The following is a 21,488-nucleotide window of genomic DNA, read 5'->3' as shown; positions in this document are numbered from 1 at the left end:
TCTGCTACGGCTCCTACATCGTCACCCAGGGAGACGTCATGGTCGTCATGCGCAAGTGGGTCCTCGCCATGTCCGCGACGCTGCTGCTCGGCGCCGCGGCCCCGTCCGCTCCGGCTCGGGCCGCGTTCGAGCGCGGGGAGGCGGCGCTGTCGTCCGGCAGGCTGGACGAGGCGGCCTCCGCCTACCGCGAGGCGCTGAAGGACACGCCGGGGTACGCCGCCGCGCTCAACGGGCTGGGCAGCGTGCTCTTCCGCAAGGGGCAGGTGACTGAGGCCATCGCCCGCTTCCGCGAGGCCACCGAGGCGGACGCCACCCTCAAGATGGCGTTCTTCAACCTGGGCTATGCCGCGCGCAAGGCGGGCGATGCGGCCACCGCGGCGCAGGCTTATGAGCGCTACACGCAGCTCGAGCCGAACGACGCGGACGGCTACTACGGGCTGGGGGAGAGCTACCGGCAGCTCGGCCAGAAGGAGAAGGCGATTCCCGCGTACCAGGCGTACATCGCCCGGGAGAAGCGCCCCGGCGAGCAGGTCTGGGTGCGCAAGGCGCGGGAGCACCTGACGGCCATGGGCGCCCAGCCTCAGCCCGTGCCGGCCAGCGCGTCCGTGGCGGCTCCAGCCCAGGCTCAGGCTTCGGCGCCGGCGGCCGTCTCGGAGTCGCGGACGGCCGTCGCCGCGGCGACGGCCGAGCCGGAGCGCACGCCGAACTCCGCGCTCGCGGCGAGCCGCATCCGGGACGGGGACGCGCTGATGAAGGAGCGCCGCTACCGCGAGGCGGCCTTCGCCTTCCTGGATGCATCCCACGCGGACCCGGGCCACGTGGAGGCCCTGTTCAAGCTGGGCAATGCGCTCGCGGTGCTGGGCTACTACGGGCAGGCGGTGGAGAAGTGGGAGCGGGCGGCGCGGCTCACCCAGGACGCCACCATCCGCCAGAGCGCTCAGGACAACGTCACCCGGGCGCGGGCGAAGATGGCGCAGGCGGGAGCCTCACCCCAGGCGGCCCAGCAGCCTCCGGGCTCCGGGCCGGTGGCGGACACGACGCGGGCCCAGGCCCGCCGCGCGTATGAGCAGGGCGTGCAGCGCATCGGCACCCGGGACTACGGCGGCGCGCTGACCAGCCTCACCCAGGCCATCCAGCTGGAGCCGATGCTGGCGGTGGCCTACACCGCGCGAGGCAGCGCGAACATCGGCCTGCGGCGCTATGCCGAGGCCGCGTCGGACTACCAGTACGCCATGGAGCTGGAGCCCGGCTCGGCGTCACCCCTGTACGGGCTGGCCGAGTCCTACCGGGCGCTGGGGCGCAACGAAGAGGCACGCAGCCTCTACGAGCGCTATGCCGCCTCGTCCGCCACAGACGTCAGGGCACAGCTACAGGAGGAATCCCGACAGAAGGCCGCGAAGCTGCGCTGAGCGCCTGCCAGGGGGGCAGGGGGGCAGGTGGACCGTGTCAGGCCGAAGCATTAGTTTCGAGGCATGACCGGGCGCGACGCGAACGTGGACGGAGGGCAGATCTTCAGACCCCGTAGGGTCTTCGCGGCGGCCATGGCCGTGGCGGGTCTGCTCTGGGTGGCGGTGCTGCTGTACCTGTTCCGCTTCGACGAGGTACCGCTGAAGACCTTCCTGTCGGCGGGCTTCTTCGTCCTCTTCTTCGGTGTCTCGGTCGCGTACTACGCGCGCACGCTCATCGTGGTGGACGCGCGCGGCATCACCTACCGGGGCATGGTCCGCACCCGGCGCTTCTCGTTCGCGGACATCCGCAAGCTGGACGTGCTCCCCGGGCCCGTGACGGTCTACGCCATCCGGGGCCAGTGGGGCTTCGTGCACTTCACCAGCTTCTTCCAGCATCACCAGCGACTCGCCCGCATTCTGGTGGAGCGGGCCGGGCTGGCGCCGACACCCGGGTAGGGCGGGCGCTTCAGCCGCTGGTCGCCAGCGCATAGGTGACGACGAGGCCGGCGAGCGCCGCCGCCGCGCCCACGCCAATCAACCACCACTCGCCGCGAGCCCTGGGCAGCGGGGGCTTCGCGTCCGGTGCTTCGGACACGGGAGCCGGCGCCTCCGGGAGGGCGGTGGACTCCGGTGGCGGGCCGTCCCCCGGGGGCGCCTCCAACGGGGTGACTGGCTCCGGAGGCGGCGCTGGCTCGGGAGGGGGCGGCGGTTCCTCCACGGCGGCCTGGAAGCGCAGCAGCGAGCGGCCCAACTCGATGACGTCCCCATCGGCGAGCGGCGTGCTTCCTCGAACGCGCTGGCCGTTGAGGAAGACGCCGTTGGGGCTGTGCAGGTCCTCCAGGGTGAACCCGGCCTCGTCCTGGAGGATGCGTGCATGGGTGCGGGACACGGCGCGGTCTCTCAGCCGGAGGGTCGCCTCGCTGCCCCGTCCGAGCTCCGTGCACGGCTCCGCGAGGGCATGCGTGCGACCCACGTCCAGGCCGGTGAGGCAGGTGAGGGTGGCTGCTCGGGATGGGGCCAGCGCCTCCGCGCCTGTCAGCAGGCCCTTGAGCACGGCCACGGTGCCCAGGCCGCGCTCACCCACGGACTCCTGGAGCACTCGCAGGCACATCTCCTCCGGCAGGCCGAGCACCTCTCCGGGCAGCACCAGCCGGGGCACCCCCGGAGGGGTGAGAACGCCATTCACCGAGAACGTCCGGGCCGCCTCCACCATGAGCCGGCGCGCTTCGATGCGCAGGGACAGCAGCCGGGGTGGCAGTCCCTCCAGGCGGATGTCGTCCGCGGCGTCTCCTCCCAGCAGGTGCTGTCCTTCGGAGAGCTCGAAGGGAGTCGTCGTGCCCAGGTGCTCGAATTCGAAGCGCATGGCCCGGCGGGGAAGCAACCCGTGGACCGCCGTGACGCCCCTGGTTCCGCGGAGTTGCCGGGCCGCGGCATCCGGAGGGGACGAGGGCCGTCCGTGTCCTGGGACCGCCTCCTTCGAGGATGCGCCTCAGGCAGCGGTGCCGACGCCAGATGCCAGCCGCGCGCCCGGGTACACGGCCACCTCTGAGCCATCCGCGACGAAGGCGGAGCTGGGCTTCGAGCGGAGGCACGCCTCGAAGCGCGAGCCATACAGCCCGCTCACGTCACACTCGAGCTCCGTCGCATCCGCCTGCCACACGGACCAGCGGGGGTGCTCCACCCGGTACTCCATGCACCCGCCGTCCCGCTGCGGCGTGTAGCCCCAGTAGTGCTCGGTGATGAACTCCTCTTCCGAGCCCGGCGTGCTGGCCTGCGGCAGGCCCCGCGTCCGCGCGGACAGGTGCTGCCAGCGTCCTCCGGCCTTCCAGGCATATTCGAGCCGGCCCGGGGTGCCCTGCTCGGCGTCGCGCATCTCCACCGTGTGCCGCATGGGCAGCGCGACGTACGGCTCGTTGTAGAGGACGCGCGCCACGGTGGCGATGGCCAGGCGGGGGACGATTTCCTTCACGAACGCCACGCCGCGCCGCCAGCCCTCGGGGCCCAGGTGGCGCACGTAGTAGCGCAGGTTCACCTCGTCGAAGTTCTGGTGGAAGGGCACGGCCAGACCGCGCACGCGCGTGTCCAGGAAGCGGAAGCCCACCATGCTGACGAAGGCCCTTCCGTTCCAGGTGTCCAGCTCCGTCCCGCGAGGCACCAGGGGGCGCAGCACCTCCGGGTCCACCTCGTAGTTGAGCATGACGAGGTACCGCCACGTGGCCGTCAGGAAGGGACGCATGCGCTACTCGTAACGCGCGCGCCGTCCCGGAGTCCAACGGGCCGGGCTGCCCGCGCCGCCAGATTCATGGAATGGAGGTTCCCTTCCGTTCGGGCCGCCGCCCCGCCGGGGGCGGAATGGAGGTTCGGTTCCGGGCGGGCCGGTCGCGCCCCAGGGTGGCGGAATGGAGGTTCCGTTCCGGGCGGCCACCCCGGAACCCGGGCTCGCGGAACGGACGTTCCGTTCCATTCGGGCCGCCGCACCTCCAGCCAGCGGAACGGACGTTCCATTCCGTTCGGGTCGCCCACGCCGCCGGGGTGGCGGGCTAGGATGCGCGGCCCCGATGCGCCTTCACTCCCGTGTCCTCCTGCCGCTGCTGACGCTCACCTGCCTCGTCACCGCCTGCCGGGACGAACAGGCCGGTCCACCCCAGCGCGCGCCCCGCCTGCCCGCGCCCGCGCAGACGCGCACCCTGGACGCCGCGCCCCAGGACCTCACGTTCCGCAGCGGCGCCACGTTCGCTGGCGGCGCGGTGGTGTACCTGGGCTCGAAGGTGACTCCGGCGAAGGCCGCGCCCGGAGAGCAGGTGCGGCTGTCCCACTACTTCCAGGCGCAGCGCCCGCCGCCCAGGGGCTACGGCTTCTTCGTCCACGTCGTGGAGGCCGCCAGCGGGGGCATGCTCGTCAACGCCGACCACGAGATTCAGGACGGCGCCGCGCCGCTCGCATCCTGGCCCGTGGGCAAGGTCATCGAGGACGTCCACTCCGTGCCCATGCCGAGCGTCCCCGCGCGCGTGATGCTCGGCTTCTGGAACGACAGCGGGCGCCTGCCCGTGGATGACGCCCGCGCCCATGACGGCTCCCAGCGGATGCTGGGCCCGGTGCTCGGCGACAGCGCTCCGGAGCTACCCGAGTACGCCGTCACCCGCGCGAGCAAGGCGCCCACGCTCGATGGAGTCCTCGACGACGCGGCGTGGAAGCAGGCCCGGCCGGTGGTGCTGGTCGGCAGCTTCGACGGGCGCCCCGCCCAGCTGCGCACCGAGGCGCGCCTCGTCTACGACGATGCCCACCTGTACGTGGCCTTCGACACCGAGGACCCGGACGTCTGGGGCACGCTGAAGAACCGCGATGACCCCATCTACGAGCAGGAGGTGGTGGAGGTCTTCCTCGACGCCAACGCGGACGGGCGCACGTACAACGAGCTGCAGGTGTCCCCGCACGGCGTCATCTTCGACGCGTACTTCCCCGCTCGCCGGCAGGGCATGGACAAGAGCTGGGACTCAGGGATGAAGACGGCGCTGAAGGTCCGCGGCACGCTGGATGACGCGACGGACCGCGACACGGGCTGGACGGTGGAGCTGCAGATTCCCTTCGCGCGGCTGGCCGAGGTGCCCCACGTGCCGCCCCAGAAGGGCGACCGCTGGCGCTTCAACCTTTACAGGCTGGAGCACCCCAACCGTCGCAACGTGGAGGGGCAGGCCTTCTCACCCCTCTTCGTGGGCGACTTCCATGCGCTGCCGCGCTTCGCCTGGCTCGTCTTCCAGTAACGCGGTGACGGGAGGCCTCTCCACGCCTACGCGTGCGGGGAGATGTCCCAGTGGGCGTCGGCCACCGAACGCTCGGAGGGGTCGCCCAGGAAGCGGAGGAAGCCTCGGAGCTCGAGGGTATCGATGAGCTCCTCGGCCTCCAGCTCCGAGAAGCCCTTGGTGCTGACGAGCACGTCACGCATCAGCGCCTTGCCGCGCAGGTAGCCTATGGGTTCACCGGGGCCGAGCGTGCGCTTCAGGTCGGCGGTCAACTGCTGGAGATCGAGATCCTCGGAAATCATCGCCCCTAGGGTGCGGATGACCTTCCCCGTCGGCAACCCGGGCGTCTGTCGGCGAAGCCTCGGGTGGCAGGAAGGAGACCAACCGGACGTCCCGGCCATCACTCTCCACGGTGATGGCGCCCCCCACGTCCGTCCGCCAGCACTCACTGCCCAGGGCCCGGTAGCGCGCCTCCACCTCGGGATGGGGGAAGCCGTAGCGGTTGCGCCGACCGACGCAGAACACGACGTGCCGGGGGCGCGTGCGTGCCAGCAGCGCCTCGGTGGAGGAGGTGCGCGAGCCATGGTGCGGAGCCTTCATCACCGTCACCTCGTCCACCTGCGCCAGCAGCGCCTCCTCGCCGGCCTCCTCCACGTCGCCCGTGAGCAGCACGGTGACGGCGCCGTGACGGACGCGCAGCACCACGCTCCGGTCATTCACGCCCTCGAGCAGCTCCCGGTCCTCGGCCCCGGGCGGTCCCAGCACCTCCAGCGTGGCCTCGCCCAGGCGCAGCGGAGGATGTCCGGCCTGGACCTCCTCCACGCGGGCCTCGCGCGCCGCGGCCACCACCTGCCTCGACAGGGGGCCGTCACCGTCACCCGCGGGCATCCACAGGCGCTCGGTGGGCACCTGCGCCAGCGCCGTCGCCAGTCCCAGCGCATGGTCCGGATGGGGATGGGACAGCACGGCCAGGTCCAGCCGGGAGATGCCCGCGTGCCGGAGGTAGGGGAGCACGAAGCGCTCCCCCGGGTCCGCGCCGCCGGGCACGCCGCCTCCGTCCACCAGCGCGTGGTGGCCTTCCGAGCTGAGCACCACCGCGTCCCCCTGGCCCACGGCGAGGAACGTGACGCGCAGGCCCGGCTCCGGCATGAGCCACGGCGCCAGCATGGCCCCCACGACGGCCAGGGGCGCCAGCCAGCCGCCCTGCCTCCACCGCCCCGAGCCGAGCGCCCAGAGCAGCAGTCCCGCCGCATAGAGCGCCGCCGCCAGCCCGCCCAGCTCGGGCACCTCGACAGCCGCCAGGGGCACCGCCGCGAAGAAGCGGGTGAGGGCCAGCAGCAGCTCCGACGCCCAGGCACCGGCCCACAGCACCGGCGTGGCGAGCAGGGGAGACACCACGAAGAGCGCGGCCCCACCCGCCGCCAGCCCCGTGAGCAGGCCGCACAGGGGCAGGGCGACGATGTTGGAGACGAGCCCCGCCAGGCTCACGCGCCCGAAGGCCGCGGCCACCACGGGCAGTCCCGCCAGCGTGGCGGCGGCGCTGGCGCTCAGCGTCTGGGCCACCGACTCGCGCGCCTGGCCCCACAGCCGCCACAGCCTGCGTGGCTCCCGCGGATCCGGCGCCGCCAGGGGCAGGGCTTGCCGCAGCGCGGGCACCAGCAGCACCAGCCCCAGCACCGCGAGGAATGACAGCCGCAGCGACAGGTCCACCACGCTGGAGGGCGCCCAGGCCACCAGCACCGCCGCGGCGGTGGCCAGCGCGTTGAGCGCATCCGAGCGCCGCCACAGCGCCAGCCCCAGCAGCGCCACCGTGGCCATGACGGCCGAGCGCACCGCCGGCGGCTGGTTGCCCGTGAAGACCACGTATGCCCAGACGAAGGGCACCGCCGCGGGCGCCGCCACCTGGCGCGCGTCCAGCATCCGCCAGCGGCTGCCCGCGCGCACCAGCCCCCGCCGCAGCAGCGCCAGCGTCATCAACGCCAGCGCCGCCACGTGCAGCCCGCTGACGCTCAGCACGTGCGCCAGCCCCGCGCGGGAGAAGGCCTCCTCCCAGGAATCGTCCAGCTCCGCGCGCTGCCCGGCCGCCAGCGTGAGGAACAGGGCCGCCGCGTCGCGCGAGGGCGCCACCGCATGGACGGCCACCGCCAGCCGCATGCGCGTCTCCTCCAGCTCCCGCACCCACGCCGGGGCGGGGGAGAGCACCAGGACACGTCCCGCGTGGGCCCCGGCGGTGAACACCACGCCCTGCCGCCGCCGCGCCGCTCCGAAGTCCTTCTCCCCGGGATTGGAGGGAGGTGCGGCTGGCGCCAGCTTCGCCTCCACGCGCACGCGCTGGCCGGGCAGCAGCGCCACGGGCTCGCCACGCAGCGACAGGCTCACCCGGAAGCGCGCCGGCTCCAGGGCCGCCGTGGGAGCTCCAGCGAGTGCCACCGCCAGCCGCACCCGGGTGGCGCCGTCGAAGCGCTCCACGCGCTCGGCCTCGCCCTCCAGGACGGCCGGCCCTCCCGCCGCCAGCCCCGGGGGCACCTCCACGCGGGCCTCCCAGCACGCCAGCCCCGCCCCCATCATTCCGAGCGCCAGGAGCACCACCAGGTGGGCTCCCGGCACCGGAGTCCGAGGCAGGCGAGCAAGCGCCAGCCCGAGTGCTCCAAGGAGCGCCGCACAAAGGAGAAATGGCTCTGCTTCCAGGGTTGTTGCTGGTGCGCAGAGTGCGCCGAGCGTGACGCTCAGCGCGGGAAAGAACAGGGGACGCGAGCCCAGGTCGCGCCACGCATGACGATCCACCGCCCCACCCCCACCCGCCGCCTCACGTCACGCCGGCTCGCACCCTTGGCGACACCGCGTACGAAAACCGACAACGTAGTCGGGCGCGTCCCGGGTGGTCAAGTCGATATCGTTGACCGTGGATGTGGTTTGTGGTAGTAGTGCTCGGCTGAAAGGCCGGGATCGAGTCTTTAAAGGAGGCAGTTAGTGCAGACCAGCTTAAAGACTGGTGACAAGGCGGTTTATCCGGGCCAGGGCGTCGGTGAGGTGATGGGTATCGAGCACACCGAGGTGGCCGGGCAGCGCCAGTCCTTCTACGTGCTGCGCATCCTCGAGAACGGGATGCGGATCATGATCCCGATCAACAAGGTCGGGTCGGTCGGCCTCCGCGAGATCATCAGCGAGGAGGACGTCAAGCAGGTCTACTCCATCCTCAAGGAGAAGGACATCTCGGTCGACTCCACGACGTGGAACCGTCGCTACCGGGAGTACATGGAGAAGATCAAGACGGGCTCCGTCTTCGAGATCGCCGAAGTGCTGCGCGACCTCTACCTCCTCAAGGGTGACAAGGACCTGTCTTTCGGTGAGCGCAAGATGCTCGATACCGCGCGCTCGCTGCTGATCAAGGAGCTGTCGCTGGCGAAGGACTGCTCCGAGGAAGAGATCGAGTCGGACCTGAAGAAGATCTTCAACCTCGCCTGAGTCGACGGGCCTTTGGCCCGAGACTCCCCGCCCCGGGTTCCCTTGCAGGGAGCTCGGGGCTTCGTCTTTCCACGCCACGCCGTGCCCCGCTCATGAGCGAGCCGCTGCCGACGACATCCGCGCAGGAGGAGCGCGACCGCCGCATCGCCGAGCTGGAGGCGCGGGCCGCGCGCCGCCGCGTGGGCGTGAAGCCCCTGGCGGCCCTGATGGCCATCGCCGTGGCCCTGGCGCTGCTGGGCATGCAGCGCCGGGAGCTGGCGTACTTCTTCTCCTCGCGGACGCCGCTGACGCTGGGCGCGGAGGGGGCGTACCGGTACGACGCGCTCGTCTCCAACCGCTACGCGCAGGTGCACGGTGTCCCCACGGCGCGGGGAGGCTATGAGCGCAGCGATGGCACCCTGTACGTGCTGGTGGGGCTGCGCGAGTCACCCTTCGTGGTGCGCCGGGGCGCGCTGTCCGGGGAGGAGTGGACGCCGGGGCGACCGCCGCCCCAGCCGGACCAGCGTCCCTTCGCCGTGCGCGGGCGGCTGCTGGCGGAGGAGGATGCGCCGCGCTACCGCGACGGGCTGGCCCTGCTGAGGAGCCTGGGCGAGGTCCAGCCCCACGCAGGGAAGCTGTGGCTGCTCATCGAGGGAGAGCAGCCGGGCGCGGACCGGGGCCTGGTGCTGGTGGCCCTGGCGCTGCTCGCCTTCATCGCGTTCAACGCGGTGCTGCTGGTCAAGGGGCTGCGGCGGCGCTGAGGCGGCCGAGCCGCTCGCGGGCTTCGCGATTGCCGGCGTCGTGCTCCAAGGCCTTCTCGAAGGCGCCTCGGGCCGCGGCCACCTCGCCGGCCTGGGCGTGCGCGATGCCCTGCTGCAGGTGCAGCGCCGCCAGCCGCTTGCGGAGTGAGACGCCGTGCTTGCTCCAGCCCTGGGCCAGCGCCTGGTCCTCGGACACGGCGACGGTGAGCTGGGAGATGGCGCGCGGCAGGTCGCCCCGCTCCTGCGCCTTGTGAGCCTCGGCCTCGGCGGACTCGTAGCGGGCGAGCTGTGCGTGGAGCGAGGTGAGCTTCGCGGCCTTGGCCTGCTCCCGCGCCCCGGCGACGTCTCCCGCCTCGTAGTGCCGCAGCACGTCCGCCTCCGTCGCTCCGTCCTTCCCGCTCCGGGGCCGCGCGTCCGCGGCCACTGCGTCACCCGTCTCGGAGCGCGCCTGGCGCGTGCCTCCGGCCGCCACGTCACGGGCGCCGGGCGATGAGGGCTCGGCGATGTCGCGCGCCGTGGGGGAGGGGGGGCCGGAGCGCTCCGGCCGCGCCATGCCGGACGAAGGCTCGCGCGACGGCTCCTGCCGCCGCGTCGGAGCCCCCAGTGCGCCTCGTGCCACCTCCAGTGCGCTGGGACCGGCGGCCAGCCGGGGAGGGCTCCCTGCCGCTCCGTCCTCCTGAGCGCTGCTGGTCCCTGGCGCCGAGGGCTCCGTTCCAGCCTCGCCAGGAGCGGTGGCCATGCCCTTGGCCTCGCCAGCGGAGGCGCCCGAAGCCGGAGCTTCCGGCGCGCTGCCAGTGGGAGCCTGGGGTTCCACCTCCGAGGGGCCGGTCTCCCCGGACGACAGCCGCTTCAGGGGCGCCGCGGGGCCCTGCTCGGTTGCGGGCGGCGGAGGCACGGACGCCCCTGCTTCGTCACCGCCCACACTCACCGCGATGACCGTGAGCAGCGCCGCCACGGCGGAGCCCACGGCCGCGGCGATGAGCGCCACGCCCAGGGTGCCCACGCCCTTGCGGCGCCGGCCCTGCTTGACGGTGGCGACGGCGACGGCTTCTCCCACCGCGGGCGTGCTCCCGGGGCCGCGCAGGCGCAGCAGCGCGTTGCCCAGGGAAATCTCGTCACCCGGCATCACCTCCACCTCCGAGGTGACCCGGGCCCGGTTGAGGAAGGTGCCGTTCTGGCTGCTCAGGTCCTTCAGGACGAAGCGGTCCCCGCGCCGGACCAGCTGCGCGTGGCGGCGGCTGATGGACGGGTGCTGCAGCCGCAGGTCGGACGACGACGAGCGCCCCATCACCAGCGGCCCCTGCTTCACCGGGACCAGCTGGCCGACGCCGGGCCCCCGCTCGACGTACAGGAAGGCAGGCGCGAACCCCGGGTCCGAGTACTCGTGGCTCCAGTCGAACCGGGGGGACAGCTCGTGGTCCCGGGTGCCGCGCTCGCCGCCCTGGCGCTTGCTCCGCCGCGAGCCGGCCGGGAACTGGGGCACCCGCTGCGGGCGCGGGTCGTCAGCCCGGAGGGGGTCCACCTCGTCATCATCGAAGGGCAGCTCCACATCGGAGTCCTTCGGCGCCTGCGTACCCGGCGGGCGGGGAGGGCGGGGCGGGCGCTTGGGGTTCGGTGGAGCCATGCGGCCATTCTCCCTGATTGACGGACGTCCGGCAGGTCGTCCGTCACTGGCGTCCGAAGTTCCCCGGCGCCAGTGAACGGTAGTGCTCAAGTGCCACCAGACGCCGAGATTCCCAGGCTAGTGCTGGCCTGTGTGGGGACCGGGATCCTAGAGTGACGGCCACACCCAACTCCACGGACACAGGAGGATTGTCGCACGTGACCCCGCCATCCATCCGGCTCTTCAACACGATGACCATGCAGAAGGAGCTGCTGGAGACCGCCGTCCCCGGCGAGGTGGGTGTCTATGTCTGTGGACCTACGACCTATAGCTACATCCACATCGGCAACGCGCGCACCTTCACCTCCTTCGACGTGGTGGTCCGCTACCTCCGGCACCGCGGCATGAAGGTCCGGTACGTGCGCAACTACACGGACGTGGACGACAAGATCATCAAGGCCGCCGCCGAGACGGGCGAGGCCCCGGTGGCGCTGTCGGCGCGCTACGTGGAGATCTTCCGCGAGGACGCGCGGGCGCTGCACCTGCTGGAGCCGGACCACTCGCCCAAGGTGAGCGACCACATCCCCGAAATCATCGGCATCATCCAGAAGCTGGTGGACAACGGGCACGCCTACGCGTCGCAGGGCGACGTGTACTTCTCCGTCAGCAGCGACCCGGACTACGCGAAGCTGTCCAAGCGCAACCTGGACGACCTGTGCGTCGGTGAGCGCGTGCAGCCGGGAGAGCAGAAGCGCGAGCCGCTCGACTTCGCGCTGTGGAAGGGCGCCAAGCCGGGCGAGCCCGCCTGGGAGAGCCCCTGGGGGCCGGGCCGGCCGGGCTGGCACATCGAGTGCTCGGCCATGAGCGCGAAGTACCTGGGTGAGACGTTCGACATCCACGGCGGCGCGCTGGACCTCATCTTCCCCCACCACGAGAACGAGATTGCCCAGAGCGAGTCCGCCAGCGGCAAGCCGTTCGCCAAGTACTGGATGCACTGCGGCTTCCTGGACCTGGAAGGCGCGAAGATGTCCAAGTCGCTGGGCAACGTGGTGCGCCTGCGCGACGCGCTGGCCAAGGTGGACCCGGAGGCCCTGCGCTTCTTCTTCCTGTCCACGCACTACCGCCACCCGCTCCACTTCGCCGACAAGGCGCTGGCGGACGCGGAGGCGCGCCTGGAGTACTTCTACGAGACGCTGCGCAAGGTGGACGAGCGCGTGGCGGGCAAGGACTTCGGCAAGGGCCCGCTCCACGGCGAGCCGCACCGCTACTTCACCGAGTTCGAAGCCGCCATGGACGACGACTTCAACACCGCCGGCGCCCTGGGCGCGCTGTCCGGCCTCTTCGTCCTGATGAACGAGCTGGTGGACAAGCCGCCGGTGAAGGACAAGGCCCTGGTCGGCCGCACGCTCCAGGCGCTGCGTGAGGACGTGCGCCGCGCCTCCGGCATCCTGGGCATCTTCGAGGACGAAGCGGGCCCCTGGCTGCTGCGCCGCCGCGAGCGGGCCGTGCGCGAGCGCGGCATCGACGTGGCGGAGGTGGAGCGGCTGCTCGGTGAGCGGGCCGCCGCTCGGGCCGCGAAGGACTTCGCCGCGGCGGACCGGGTGCGCGGCGCGCTGAAGGACCAGGGCGTGGAAATCATGGACACGCCTGCTGGCACGACGTGGAAGGTGGCCCCGGCGCACGGGTGACGCGGGGGCTGCATGGGCCCGGAGCTTCGTGTTAGGGCTCCGGGCACCATGAAGCACCTGGTGTCCCTGCTCGTCGCCCTCTGTGCCGTCCCCGCGCTCGCGCAGCGCGCCCCGCTCGTCACCCCCGTGGAGAAGTCCGCCGCCGGGGCCATCGTCCCGGAGGTGCTGCGCGCCCACGTGCGCTTCCTCGCCAGTGACTTGCTGGAGGGCCGCGGCCCCGGCACGCGCGGGGATGCACTGGCCCAGGCGTACATCGCCTCGCAGTTCGAGGCGCTCGGGCTGAAGCCCGCGGGGACGGACGGCTCGTTCCTCCAGCCGTTCGACCTGGTGGGCATCACCAGCCAGCCGAAGGGCATGACGTTCCGCGCGCCCCTGGGCACCGAGGAGCTGAAGTTCCACGAGGACTTCATCGCCGTGTCCGGAGTGCAGGCGCCCGAGGCGAAGCTGGACGCGTCGGAGCTCGTCTTCGTGGGCTACGGCATCCAGGCGCCCGAGTACGAGTGGGACGACTTCAAGGGGATGGACCTGCGCGGCAAGACGCTGCTCATCCTCAACAGCGACCCGGAGGACGACCCGCGCCTCTTCGGGGGCCGCACGCGGCTGTGGTACGGCCGCTGGGATTACAAGTACGAGCAGGCGGCGAAGGTGGGCGCGGCCGGCGCCATCATCATCCACACCACCCCCAGCGCGGGCTACCCGTGGCAGGTGGTGCAGACGTCGTGGACGGGGGAGCAGTTCGAGCTGCCCGCCAGCGAGGAGGTCCCCCGCGTGCAGGTGAAGGCGTGGACCACCGAGGCCGCCACGCGCCGCGTGCTCGAGCTCGCGGGCCGGGATTTGGAGTCGCTCCGGGCCTCCGCGCAGAAGCGCGACTTCCAGCCGGTGCCGCTCGGGGTGAAGGTGTCCACGCGCTTCGCCAGCGAGGTGCGCCGCCGGCCCACCGCCAACGTGCTCGCCCTGCTGCCGGGCAGTGACGCGAGGCTGTCCCAGGAGGTGGTGCTCTACAGCGCGCACCATGACCACCTGGGCAAGAAGGAAGGCGGCAGGCCGGACGAGGACACCATCTACAACGGCGCGCTGGACAACGCCGCGGGCGTGGCGGCGATGCTCGCGACGGCGAAGGCCTTCCGGGCCATGCCCCAGCCCCCGCGCCGCTCCATCCTGTTCGCCGCCGTGGCCGCGGAGGAGCAGGGCCTGCTGGGCTCGCAGTACCTCGCCGAGCACCCGCCGGTTCCCGCCGGCCGCGTCGCCGCCAACATCAACATCGACGGCGCCAACATCCACGGCCGCACGAAGGACCTCACCGTCATCGGCCTGGGCAAGTCCAGCCTGGACGCCATCATCGTCGCCCTGGCGAAGACGCAGGGCCGGGTGGTGAAGGCGGACCAGCTGTCCGACCGGGGCTTCTTCTACCGCTCGGACCAGTTCAACTTCGCCAAGCAGGGCATCCCCGCCGCCTACTTCGGCAGCGGCATGGACTTCGTGGGCCGCCCGGAAGGCTGGGGCAAGCAGCAGCGCGAGGCGTGGGAGGCGAAGCACTACCACCAGCCGTCCGACGAGCTGCGGCCGGAGTGGGAGCTGTCCGGCGCGGTGGAGGACGTCCGGCTGTTCTTCCTGCTGGGCGCCCACGTGGCCCGCACGCCGGAGCTGCCGCGCTGGAACAAGGGCGACGAGTTCGAGGCCGCCCGCCTGGAGTCCCTGCGGGCCCTGAAATCGCCCCGTCCGCCGCGCTCTTCGGAGGGCGCTTCGAAGTAGTCACACGCTCCGTCCGCCGCTCGACGGGCATGCACGAACCGACGGTCTTCCCGGCCTTGAGGTGTTAAACCTCACGGATATGCCGGACTTCCAGATCGTCAGCGACCACCAGCCCGAGGGCGACCAGCCGAGGGCCATTGGCGAGCTCACGGAGGGCGTGCAGCGGGGCGACCGCTACCAGACCCTCCTGGGCGTCACGGGTTCGGGCAAGACGTTCACCATGGCGAACGTCATCGCCAACGTGCAGCGGCCCACGCTGGTCATCGCCCACAACAAGACGCTGGCCGCCCAGCTCTACGGCGAGTTCAAGGCGCTCTTCCCGAACAACGCCGTCGAGTACTTCGTCTCGTACTACGACTACTACCAGCCCGAGGCCTACGTCCCGTCGACGGACACCTTCATCGAGAAGGACTCGTCCATCAACGACAACATCGAGCGGATGCGCCACTCGGCCACCCACTCGCTGCGCACCCGGGACGACGTCATCATCGTCGCCAGCGTGTCCTGCATCTACGGCCTCGGCGCGGCCCGCAGCTATGTGGACCTGGCCGTGCGCGTGGACGTAGGCATGGAGATGGGCCTGGGCCGCGACGGCTTCATGCGGCGGCTGGTGGAAGCCCAGTACGAGCGCAACGACCTGGACTTCAGCCGCGGCACCTTCCGCGCGCGCGGTGACACCGTCGAGGTCTTCCCCGCGTACGAGGAGGAGCGCGCCGTGCGCGTGTCCTTCTTCGGCGACGAGGTGGAGAAGATCACCGAGTTCGACCCGCTGCGCGGCGTCACCCTGGGCTCGCTGGACAAGATCGTCATCTTCCCCGCGAGCCACTACGTGGCCGGCGAGGACACGCGCAAGTCCGCCCTGCGGACCATCCGCGACGAGCTGACCGAGCAGCTCCAGCTCTTCAAGAAGGAGGGCAAGCTGCTGGAGGCACAGCGGCTGGAGCAGCGCACCATGTTCGACCTCGAGATGATTGAACAGGTCGGCTACTGCAGCGGCATCGAGAACTACTCGCGCCACTTCTCCGGCCGCGCGCCGGGGGAGCCGCCTCCGTGCCTCATCGACTACTTCCCGCGCAACCTGCTGGTCCTCGTCGACGAGAGCCACCAGACGATTCCGCAGATTGGCGCCATGTACCGGGGAGACCGCGCGCGCAAGGAGACGCTGGTCAACTTCGGCTTCCGCATGCCCAGCGCCCTGGACAACCGGCCGCTGAAGTTCGGCGAGTTCGAGGAGCTGGTGCCCCAGCTCGTCTTCGTCTCCGCCACCCCGTCCGAGTACGAGCTGCAGAAGTCCAAGGGCGTGGTGGTGGAGCAGATCATCCGCCCCACCGGCCTGACGGACCCGGAGGTGGAGACGCGCCCCGTGGGCAACCAGGTGGACGACCTGCTCGAGGAGGTGCGCCTGCGCGTCGCGCGCAAGGAGCGCGTCCTGGTGACGACGCTCACCAAGCGCATGGCGGAGGACCTCACCGAGTACTACTCCGACGTGGGCGTGCGCGTGCGCTACCTGCACTCGGACATCGACGCCATCGAGCGCACCGCCATCATCCGGGACTTGCGCAAGGGTGAGTTCGACGTGCTGGTGGGCATCAACCTGCTGCGCGAGGGCCTGGACATCCCCGAGGTGTCGCTGGTGGCCATCCTCGACGCGGACAAGGAGGGCTTCCTGCGCAGCCACGTGTCCCTCATCCAGACCATCGGCCGCGCGGCGCGAAACCTGAGTGGCCGCGTCATCATGTACTCGGACAGCATCACCGACTCCATGAAGAAGGCCCTGGACGAGACGGCCCGCCGCCGCGAAATCCAGAAGAAGCACAACGAGGCGCATGGCATCACCCCGCGCTCGGTGAAGAGCAACATCACCGACCTGTCCGAGCACGTCTATGACGCGGAGGCCGGCGCCCTTCCCATGGCCGCCGAGGGCGAGGACGACCTGCTCCAGCCCAAGGAGATCAAACGCCTCATCGCGGAGTTCACCAAGGACATGCTCGCCGCGGCCGACGAGATGCAGTTCGAGAAGGCCGCCGAGTGCAGGGACAGGGTGCAGCTGCTCAAGGACATGGACCTGGGCCTCAAGCCGCCGTCGCGCGCGCTGCTCAAGGCGCCGGCGAAGGCGGAGGACGCCGACTCCCAGAAGGGGCGCGGCAAGGGCCGGGGGCGCGGCGCGGGAGCACGGGGCGGCGCGCGGGGTCGCAGGTAGCCGGAGGCTCCAGCCATGGACGTGAAGCTCCAGGAGAAGCTGGACGCGCTGCCCACCGAGCCCGGCGTGTACCTGATGAAGGACCGCCGGGGCCAGGTCATCTACGTCGGCAAGGCCATCAACCTGCGCAACCGGGTGCGCTCGTACTTCACCCGCACGGGTGACACCCGCGTCTTCGTGTCGCTGCTGGACCAGATGCTGGGCGACCTGGAGACGGTGCTCGTCAACAACGAGAAGGAGGCCCTGCTCCTCGAGAACGAGCTCATCAAGAAGCACAAGCCGCGCTTCAACGTCATGCTCAAGGATGACAAGCAGTTCATCTCCTTGAGGCTGGACAGGACGCAGACGTACCCGCGCCTGGAGGTCGTCCGGAAGTACGAGAAGGACGGCGCGCGCTACTTCGGGCCGTACTCCAGCGCGGGCGCCATCCGCGAGACGCTGCGCATCATCAACCGCTACTTCCACCTGCGCACCTGCACGGACCACGTGCTGGCCAACCGCAAGCGGCCCTGTCTGCTCTTTCAAATCGGCCGCTGCCCCGCGCCGTGCGTCCACCCCGTGCCGGAGCAGGACTACCGCCGCAGCGTGGATGAAGTGACGATGTTCCTGGAGGGCAAGGCCAGCGAGCTGGTGGAGGGGCTGCGCCTGCGCATGAAGAGCGCCGCGCGGGAGCTGAAGTTCGAGGAGGCCGCGCGCCTGAGAGATCAGCTCAACGCAATTGAGCGCAGCCTGGAGCGCCAGAAGGTCGCCACCACGGACTTCAAGGACCAGGACGTCTTCGCCTTCCACCGCGAGGGCGACCGCATCCTGTTCTACGTCCTCTGGGTGCGTCAGGGCCGCCTCAACGGCGGGCAGGCCTTCCCCTTCGGCAGCCAGGAGTTCCCCGACGGGGAGCTGCTCTCGTCCTTCGTGAACCTCTACTACGACCAGGGCAGCTTCGTGCCGGAGGAGGTGCTGCTGCCGGTGGAGCCCGACGACGGCACCGAGGGCCTGGAGGCCCTGTTCAGCGAGCGCAAGGGCGAGCGCGTGCGGGTGCTCGTCCCCAAGCGCGGCGAGAAGCACGACCTGGTGCAGATGGCCGTGAAGAACGCGGAGCAGGCCTTCCTGGAGCGCCGCCGCACCAAGGACGAGACGGACGCGGTGCTGTCCCGCCTCCAGCAGCGGCTGGGCCTGCGCAACTTCCCGCGCCGCATGGAGTGCTTCGACATCTCCCACTTCCAGGGCTCGGCCATCGTCGCCTCGCAGGTGGCCGTCACGGACGGCGACACCGACAAGTCGCGCTACCGGAAGTACAAAATCAAGACACTGGAGAAACAGGACGACTTCGCCAGCATGTACGAAGTCGTCACGCGCCGGCTCAAGCGCGGGCTGGAGGACAACGACCTGCCGGACCTGCTCGTCATCGACGGAGGCAAGGGCCAGCTCGCCAGCGCCCACGCCGCCCTGAAGGACGCGGGCGTGGACTCGGTGGACGTGGTGGGTCTGGCCAAGAGCCGCGACCTGGAGGTGTTCGACCGGGATGCCGAGAGCGCCAGGAGCCCCGAGCGCGTCTTCGTGGTGGGGCGGAAAGACCCCATTGTCCTGCAGCAGAACTCCGCGGAGCTGTTCATGCTCACGCGGATGCGGGACGAGGCGCACCGCTTTGCCATCACCTTCCAGAAGCAGGTGCTGCGCAAGAGTCGGATTCACTCGGCCCTGGAGGACATTCCCGGAATCGGCGAGGCGCGGCGGAAGCTGCTGCTGCGCCACTTCGGCTCTCTCAAGCGGGTGGGAGAGGCCTCCATCGAGGAATTGGCGGAGGTGGTGGGGCCGGCGGTGGCCGAGCGGGTCCACGCCGGCCTCCATGGCCACCCCGAGGAGGATGCGGAGGACCCCGTACGTCAGGCGTCACTGGACGATGCGAGCGAACCGATGAACGAAAAAACGCAGGGAGGGTCGCCACCCGGAGCAGCGTGATTAATTTCCGCCTCAGACCGTGGGGGAAAGCGCGCTGGAACCGCGAAGTTCCCGGGGTTTTTCATTGCGACTTTGCTCGGCGCTGATTTATAGCGGTTGACGATTCCGAGCATGTTTTACAGAGGGCGAGGGACCGACATGAGGCTGTATCCGAAGGTGATCCCGATCATCTCGCGCGAGGGAATTCAGCAGCTCATGCAGGACGGGGACATCGAGGTGGAGCCGATGCGCGTGGCCGACGCCGAGATGGACCTGTCGGCCATCATGCGCGAGTACCTCGCGAACGAGGAGCGTGTGAACCAGGCGACGCGCGAGGCCCTGGAGCGTCGCGGATATGACTACTCCAAGTTCAACCAGGTGAAGCGCGAGATGGCGGACGTTCGCGGCTTCAAGATGGGGGACGAGGGCATCGAGTACGTCATCAACCAGATGATCGAGTTCCTCCTCATCAGCCGGAACGTCGAAGAGGTGTACGCCGCCGACAACGTGCTGCGTCAGAAGATCTTCGCCGTGATGAAGCGGCACCTCGACGTGGACGACGAAATCGACAAGGAGGCCCGCTCCCGCCTGAAGCACCTGCAGGAGGGCACCAGCGCCTTCGACATCGAGTACAACAAGACGGTCGAGCAGATTCGTCGCGCCCGGGGTCTCATCTAGTCTTCGAGGAGAGGGGACTGCCGTTCCCCGCTCCGCTGCCTACCTTGTGAGACAAGGAGGCAGCGTCGATGGCGGGACCCTTCACCTCGCTCCTACTCACCGGTCTTCTGGCCCAGGCGCCAGGCGGGTTCACGTTCGAGGGCCGAGAGGCCAGCGCGAGGACCGAGCAACCGGACGGCTTCTTCACCCACGGCCCACTGCCCTTCAGCGACCTCTCGGAGAGAGGCCTGGGCAGCGCCTCGCTCGACGTGGAGGACAGGGTGTCCCTGCCTGGCGCCACGTACGGCGACCGGGGACGCCTCACTGCCTCCTTCCGGCTGGGCGTGGTGGAGTACCGGGTCGAACTGACCCAGGCTGGCTTTCCGCCCGCGCAGGTGCGCGGGCAGGCCGCCTCGGGCCCGCTTCCCCGGCCGCCGCCTCATGCCATCCAGGGCGGGGTGTGGCTGGACGTGCCGCTCTACGGCGACAGTGGCCTGGGCTGGTCGGCCATGACGCGCACCCATGCGGCGGCGGCCGTCTGGGGCGTGGGCAGCGTGTGGCGCAACGGACAGCTCATCACCGACACGGCCTTCGTCCATGCGGCGGCGCTGGCGGCGGGGGCGTTCGCGGATGACGACACGCACCGGCTGCTGCGGCAGGCCCGCTACGGCGACACGGAGCTGGTGGTGCTGGTGTGGAACCTGCCCGCGAATGTGGAGCCGCGGGGCTTCCTCCAGTTCGCTTTCGAAGACGTGGCCATCAGCGTGGATGACGTGCCCGTGCGCTCCGTGGCCGTGGTGGAGAACGCGGGGAACCCGCCGGTGAGCTGGAGCACGCTGACGCCCGTGCCCCCGACGGCGATTCTCGGGACACCGCCCACCGGCTCGCAGGAGCCGCTCGGCGCGGGCACTGGCACCGGAGGCAGCGGCACCGCCGGTACGGGCACCACTCTCGGCCTGGCCACCGCGCCGGGCGGCACGCCGGAGACGACGCCCGGGAGCACGAACGAGTTCGGCGTGGTCGGCGGAGGCCGGGACATCGTCGCGACGGAAGGGGGCGGCATCGTTTCGGTGGGCGGGTCCGGCACCGGGACGGGTGCGGCCACCGGGACGGGCACCTCGTTCGGGGCAGGGACGGGGGCTGATACCGGGACAGGAGTTGGCACTGGGACGGGAGGTTCGTTCGGGACGGGAGCGGGGGCTGGCACCGGGACGGGCGGTTCGTTCGGGACGGGGTTGGGCGCCGGAGCCGTGGCGGGCTCGACTTCGGGCGGCCAGACGACCACCGGGGCGCCCCTGCCGGCCTCGGACCTGGGTGTGGTGGGAGGGCCGGTGACGGCGACGACACCGGTGCCCGCGGATGGCTCGGGGGCGCTGGGGGGGACGGGGCTGCCGTCGGTCGCGGGCGTGGCGGGTGGTGCGCTCGTGGTGCCGCCGGGCTCGGCGGTGGGGCCGGCGCAGCCGGGCTCCGTGGTGCCGGGCCTGCCGGTGACGCCGGACGTGACGAGCGGGACGTTCCCCGTCACGGGGGCGCCCAATCCACCGGTGAACATCTCCGGCTCCCTGCCGGGCACGCCCGCGCCGGGCTCTGAAGCAGCCGCGGACGGGGCGGTGACACCGGGTGCGGCGCCTCCGGGCAGTCCCTCGGGCTTCGGGCCGGCGACGCGGCCCTTCGCCACGCCGCCCAGCCTGGCCACCTCGGGCGGCTTCTCCGTGCCGTCGGTGGCGCCCGGTGGCTTCGACGCCTTCCTGGGGACGGCGCAGGTGAGCCCGGGCATCATCGCGACGGCGCCGCCGCTGAACTCGGATCCTGCGACTCCGCCACCCGCGCTGCTGGGCTCGCCCGGGCCGCTCAACGCCGGTCAGGCCCCGCCGCTGCTGGGCACTCCGGCGCCACTCACTGCAGGCCCGGCCCTCGCGCTTCCGGCCACGCCCTCTCCGGCCAACGTGTCGCCGGGAACGGGCACTGCCGCACCGGCACCGTCCGCGACGGGGACACCGGCAACGACGGCGCCCGCAGCGCCGGTGACCTCACCCGGGGGCACGGGGGTGGCGCCGTCCATCTGACGGAGGGGTGACGGGAGGAATCTCCCTGGCCCGGGCCGGACTCCGACGGAGGGGTGACGGGAGGAGTCTCCCTGGCCCGGGCCGGACTCCGACGGAGGGGTGACGGGAGGAATCTCCCTGGCCCGGGCCGGACTCCGACGGAGGGGTGACGGGAGGAGGCGACCTGGCCAGTGCCGGGGTTCGACGGAGGGGTG

At 71.1% G+C, this 21,488-nt stretch carries 16 protein-coding genes; 11 read left to right on the top strand and 5 right to left on the bottom strand.

The features are described 5' to 3' along the window. Window positions 1-38: 38 nt before the first annotated feature. Together LXT23_RS28300 and LXT23_RS28295 are read left to right on the top strand one after the other, a co-directional pair. Window positions 39-1,409 (top strand): tetratricopeptide repeat protein, encoded by a 1,371-nt coding sequence (locus LXT23_RS28300; RefSeq protein ID WP_253983434.1) that lies wholly within the window; start codon window positions 39-41, stop codon window positions 1,407-1,409. Window positions 1,410-1,472: 63 nt separating this feature from the next. After that, window positions 1,473-1,904 carry a PH domain-containing protein gene (locus LXT23_RS28295; RefSeq protein WP_253983433.1) on the top strand — a complete coding sequence of 144 codons (432 nt, stop codon included), beginning with the start codon at window positions 1,473-1,475 and terminating at the stop codon, window positions 1,902-1,904. A gap of 10 nt (window positions 1,905-1,914) precedes the next feature. Here LXT23_RS28295 and LXT23_RS28290 read toward each other — a convergent pair whose 3' ends face one another. Continuing rightward, a complete protein-coding gene (locus LXT23_RS28290) occupies window positions 1,915-2,811 on the bottom strand; it encodes an FHA domain-containing protein (RefSeq protein WP_253983432.1) in 897 nt (298 codons plus the stop codon). Between the two features lie 126 nt (window positions 2,812-2,937). Then, entirely contained in the window at window positions 2,938-3,684 is a 747-nt protein-coding gene (locus LXT23_RS28285) for a YqjF family protein (RefSeq protein ID WP_253983431.1), read from the bottom strand. Between the two features lie 322 nt (window positions 3,685-4,006). On the opposite strand from LXT23_RS28285, the gene LXT23_RS28280 reads away from it, so the two are divergent. Continuing rightward, entirely contained in the window at window positions 4,007-5,209 is a 1,203-nt protein-coding gene (locus tag LXT23_RS28280) for a carbohydrate-binding family 9-like protein (RefSeq protein ID WP_253983430.1), read from the top strand. A 26-nt stretch (window positions 5,210-5,235) separates the two neighbouring features. On the opposite strand, the gene LXT23_RS28275 is transcribed toward LXT23_RS28280, so the two are convergent. Both LXT23_RS28275 and LXT23_RS28270 read right to left on the bottom strand, forming a co-directional pair. Then, a complete protein-coding gene (locus LXT23_RS28275; protein WP_253983429.1) occupies window positions 5,236-5,490 on the bottom strand; it encodes a hypothetical protein in 255 nt (84 codons plus the stop codon). Continuing rightward, the gene (locus LXT23_RS28270) at window positions 5,423-7,972 is read right to left on the bottom strand and encodes a DNA internalization-related competence protein ComEC/Rec2 (RefSeq protein WP_253983428.1); all 2,550 of its coding nucleotides are present in this window, start codon (window positions 7,970-7,972) and stop codon (window positions 5,423-5,425) included. Before LXT23_RS28270 ends, LXT23_RS28275 begins: the two co-directional genes overlap by 68 nt. A 186-nt stretch (window positions 7,973-8,158) precedes the next feature. On the opposite strand from LXT23_RS28270, the gene LXT23_RS28265 reads away from it, so the two are divergent. Both LXT23_RS28265 and LXT23_RS28260 read left to right on the top strand, forming a co-directional pair. Beyond that, window positions 8,159-8,653, top strand: a complete 495-nt coding sequence (locus tag LXT23_RS28265; protein WP_253983427.1) for a CarD family transcriptional regulator — start codon at window positions 8,159-8,161, stop codon at window positions 8,651-8,653. Window positions 8,654-8,745: 92 nt separating this feature from the next. Next, window positions 8,746-9,393, top strand: coding sequence for a hypothetical protein (locus LXT23_RS28260; protein WP_253983426.1), 648 nt, complete (start codon window positions 8,746-8,748; stop codon window positions 9,391-9,393). On the opposite strand, the gene LXT23_RS28255 is transcribed toward LXT23_RS28260, so the two are convergent. Continuing rightward, entirely contained in the window at window positions 9,371-11,017 is a 1,647-nt protein-coding gene (locus LXT23_RS28255) for an FHA domain-containing protein (protein ID WP_253983425.1), read from the bottom strand. The genes LXT23_RS28260 and LXT23_RS28255 overlap by 23 nt on opposite strands. 197 nt (window positions 11,018-11,214) lie before the next feature. Between LXT23_RS28255 and cysS the strand changes: the two genes are divergently transcribed. From cysS to LXT23_RS28225, 6 genes are all read left to right on the top strand, one after another. Beyond that, window positions 11,215-12,684 carry a cysteine--tRNA ligase gene (cysS, locus tag LXT23_RS28250; protein ID WP_323379088.1) on the top strand — a complete coding sequence of 490 codons (1,470 nt, stop codon included), beginning with the start codon at window positions 11,215-11,217 and terminating at the stop codon, window positions 12,682-12,684. Between the two features lie 48 nt (window positions 12,685-12,732). Further along, window positions 12,733-14,436 (top strand): M28 family metallopeptidase, encoded by a 1,704-nt coding sequence (locus LXT23_RS28245; protein ID WP_253983424.1) that lies wholly within the window; start codon window positions 12,733-12,735, stop codon window positions 14,434-14,436. Between the two features lie 79 nt (window positions 14,437-14,515). Next, window positions 14,516-16,636, top strand: a complete 2,121-nt coding sequence (uvrB, locus tag LXT23_RS28240) for an excinuclease ABC subunit UvrB (protein ID WP_253983423.1) — start codon at window positions 14,516-14,518, stop codon at window positions 16,634-16,636. Between the two features lie 15 nt (window positions 16,637-16,651). Then, window positions 16,652-18,592: an excinuclease ABC subunit UvrC gene (gene uvrC, locus LXT23_RS28235; protein ID WP_253983422.1), complete on the top strand. Its 1,941-nt coding sequence runs from the start codon at window positions 16,652-16,654 to the stop codon at window positions 18,590-18,592. Between the two features lie 138 nt (window positions 18,593-18,730). Continuing rightward, window positions 18,731-19,249, top strand: a complete 519-nt coding sequence (locus LXT23_RS28230) for a DUF507 family protein (protein WP_163996900.1) — start codon at window positions 18,731-18,733, stop codon at window positions 19,247-19,249. A gap of 68 nt (window positions 19,250-19,317) precedes the next feature. Beyond that, complete coding sequence (locus LXT23_RS28225) at window positions 19,318-21,294, top strand: hypothetical protein (RefSeq protein ID WP_253983421.1); 1,977 nt, start codon at window positions 19,318-19,320, stop codon at window positions 21,292-21,294. Window positions 21,295-21,488 lie beyond the last annotated feature (194 nt).

It is taken from the genome of Pyxidicoccus xibeiensis (assembly GCF_024198175.1).
Lineage (GTDB): Bacteria > Myxococcota > Myxococcia > Myxococcales > Myxococcaceae > Myxococcus > Myxococcus xibeiensis.
This window is presented reverse-complemented; position numbering and strand designations above follow the sequence as displayed.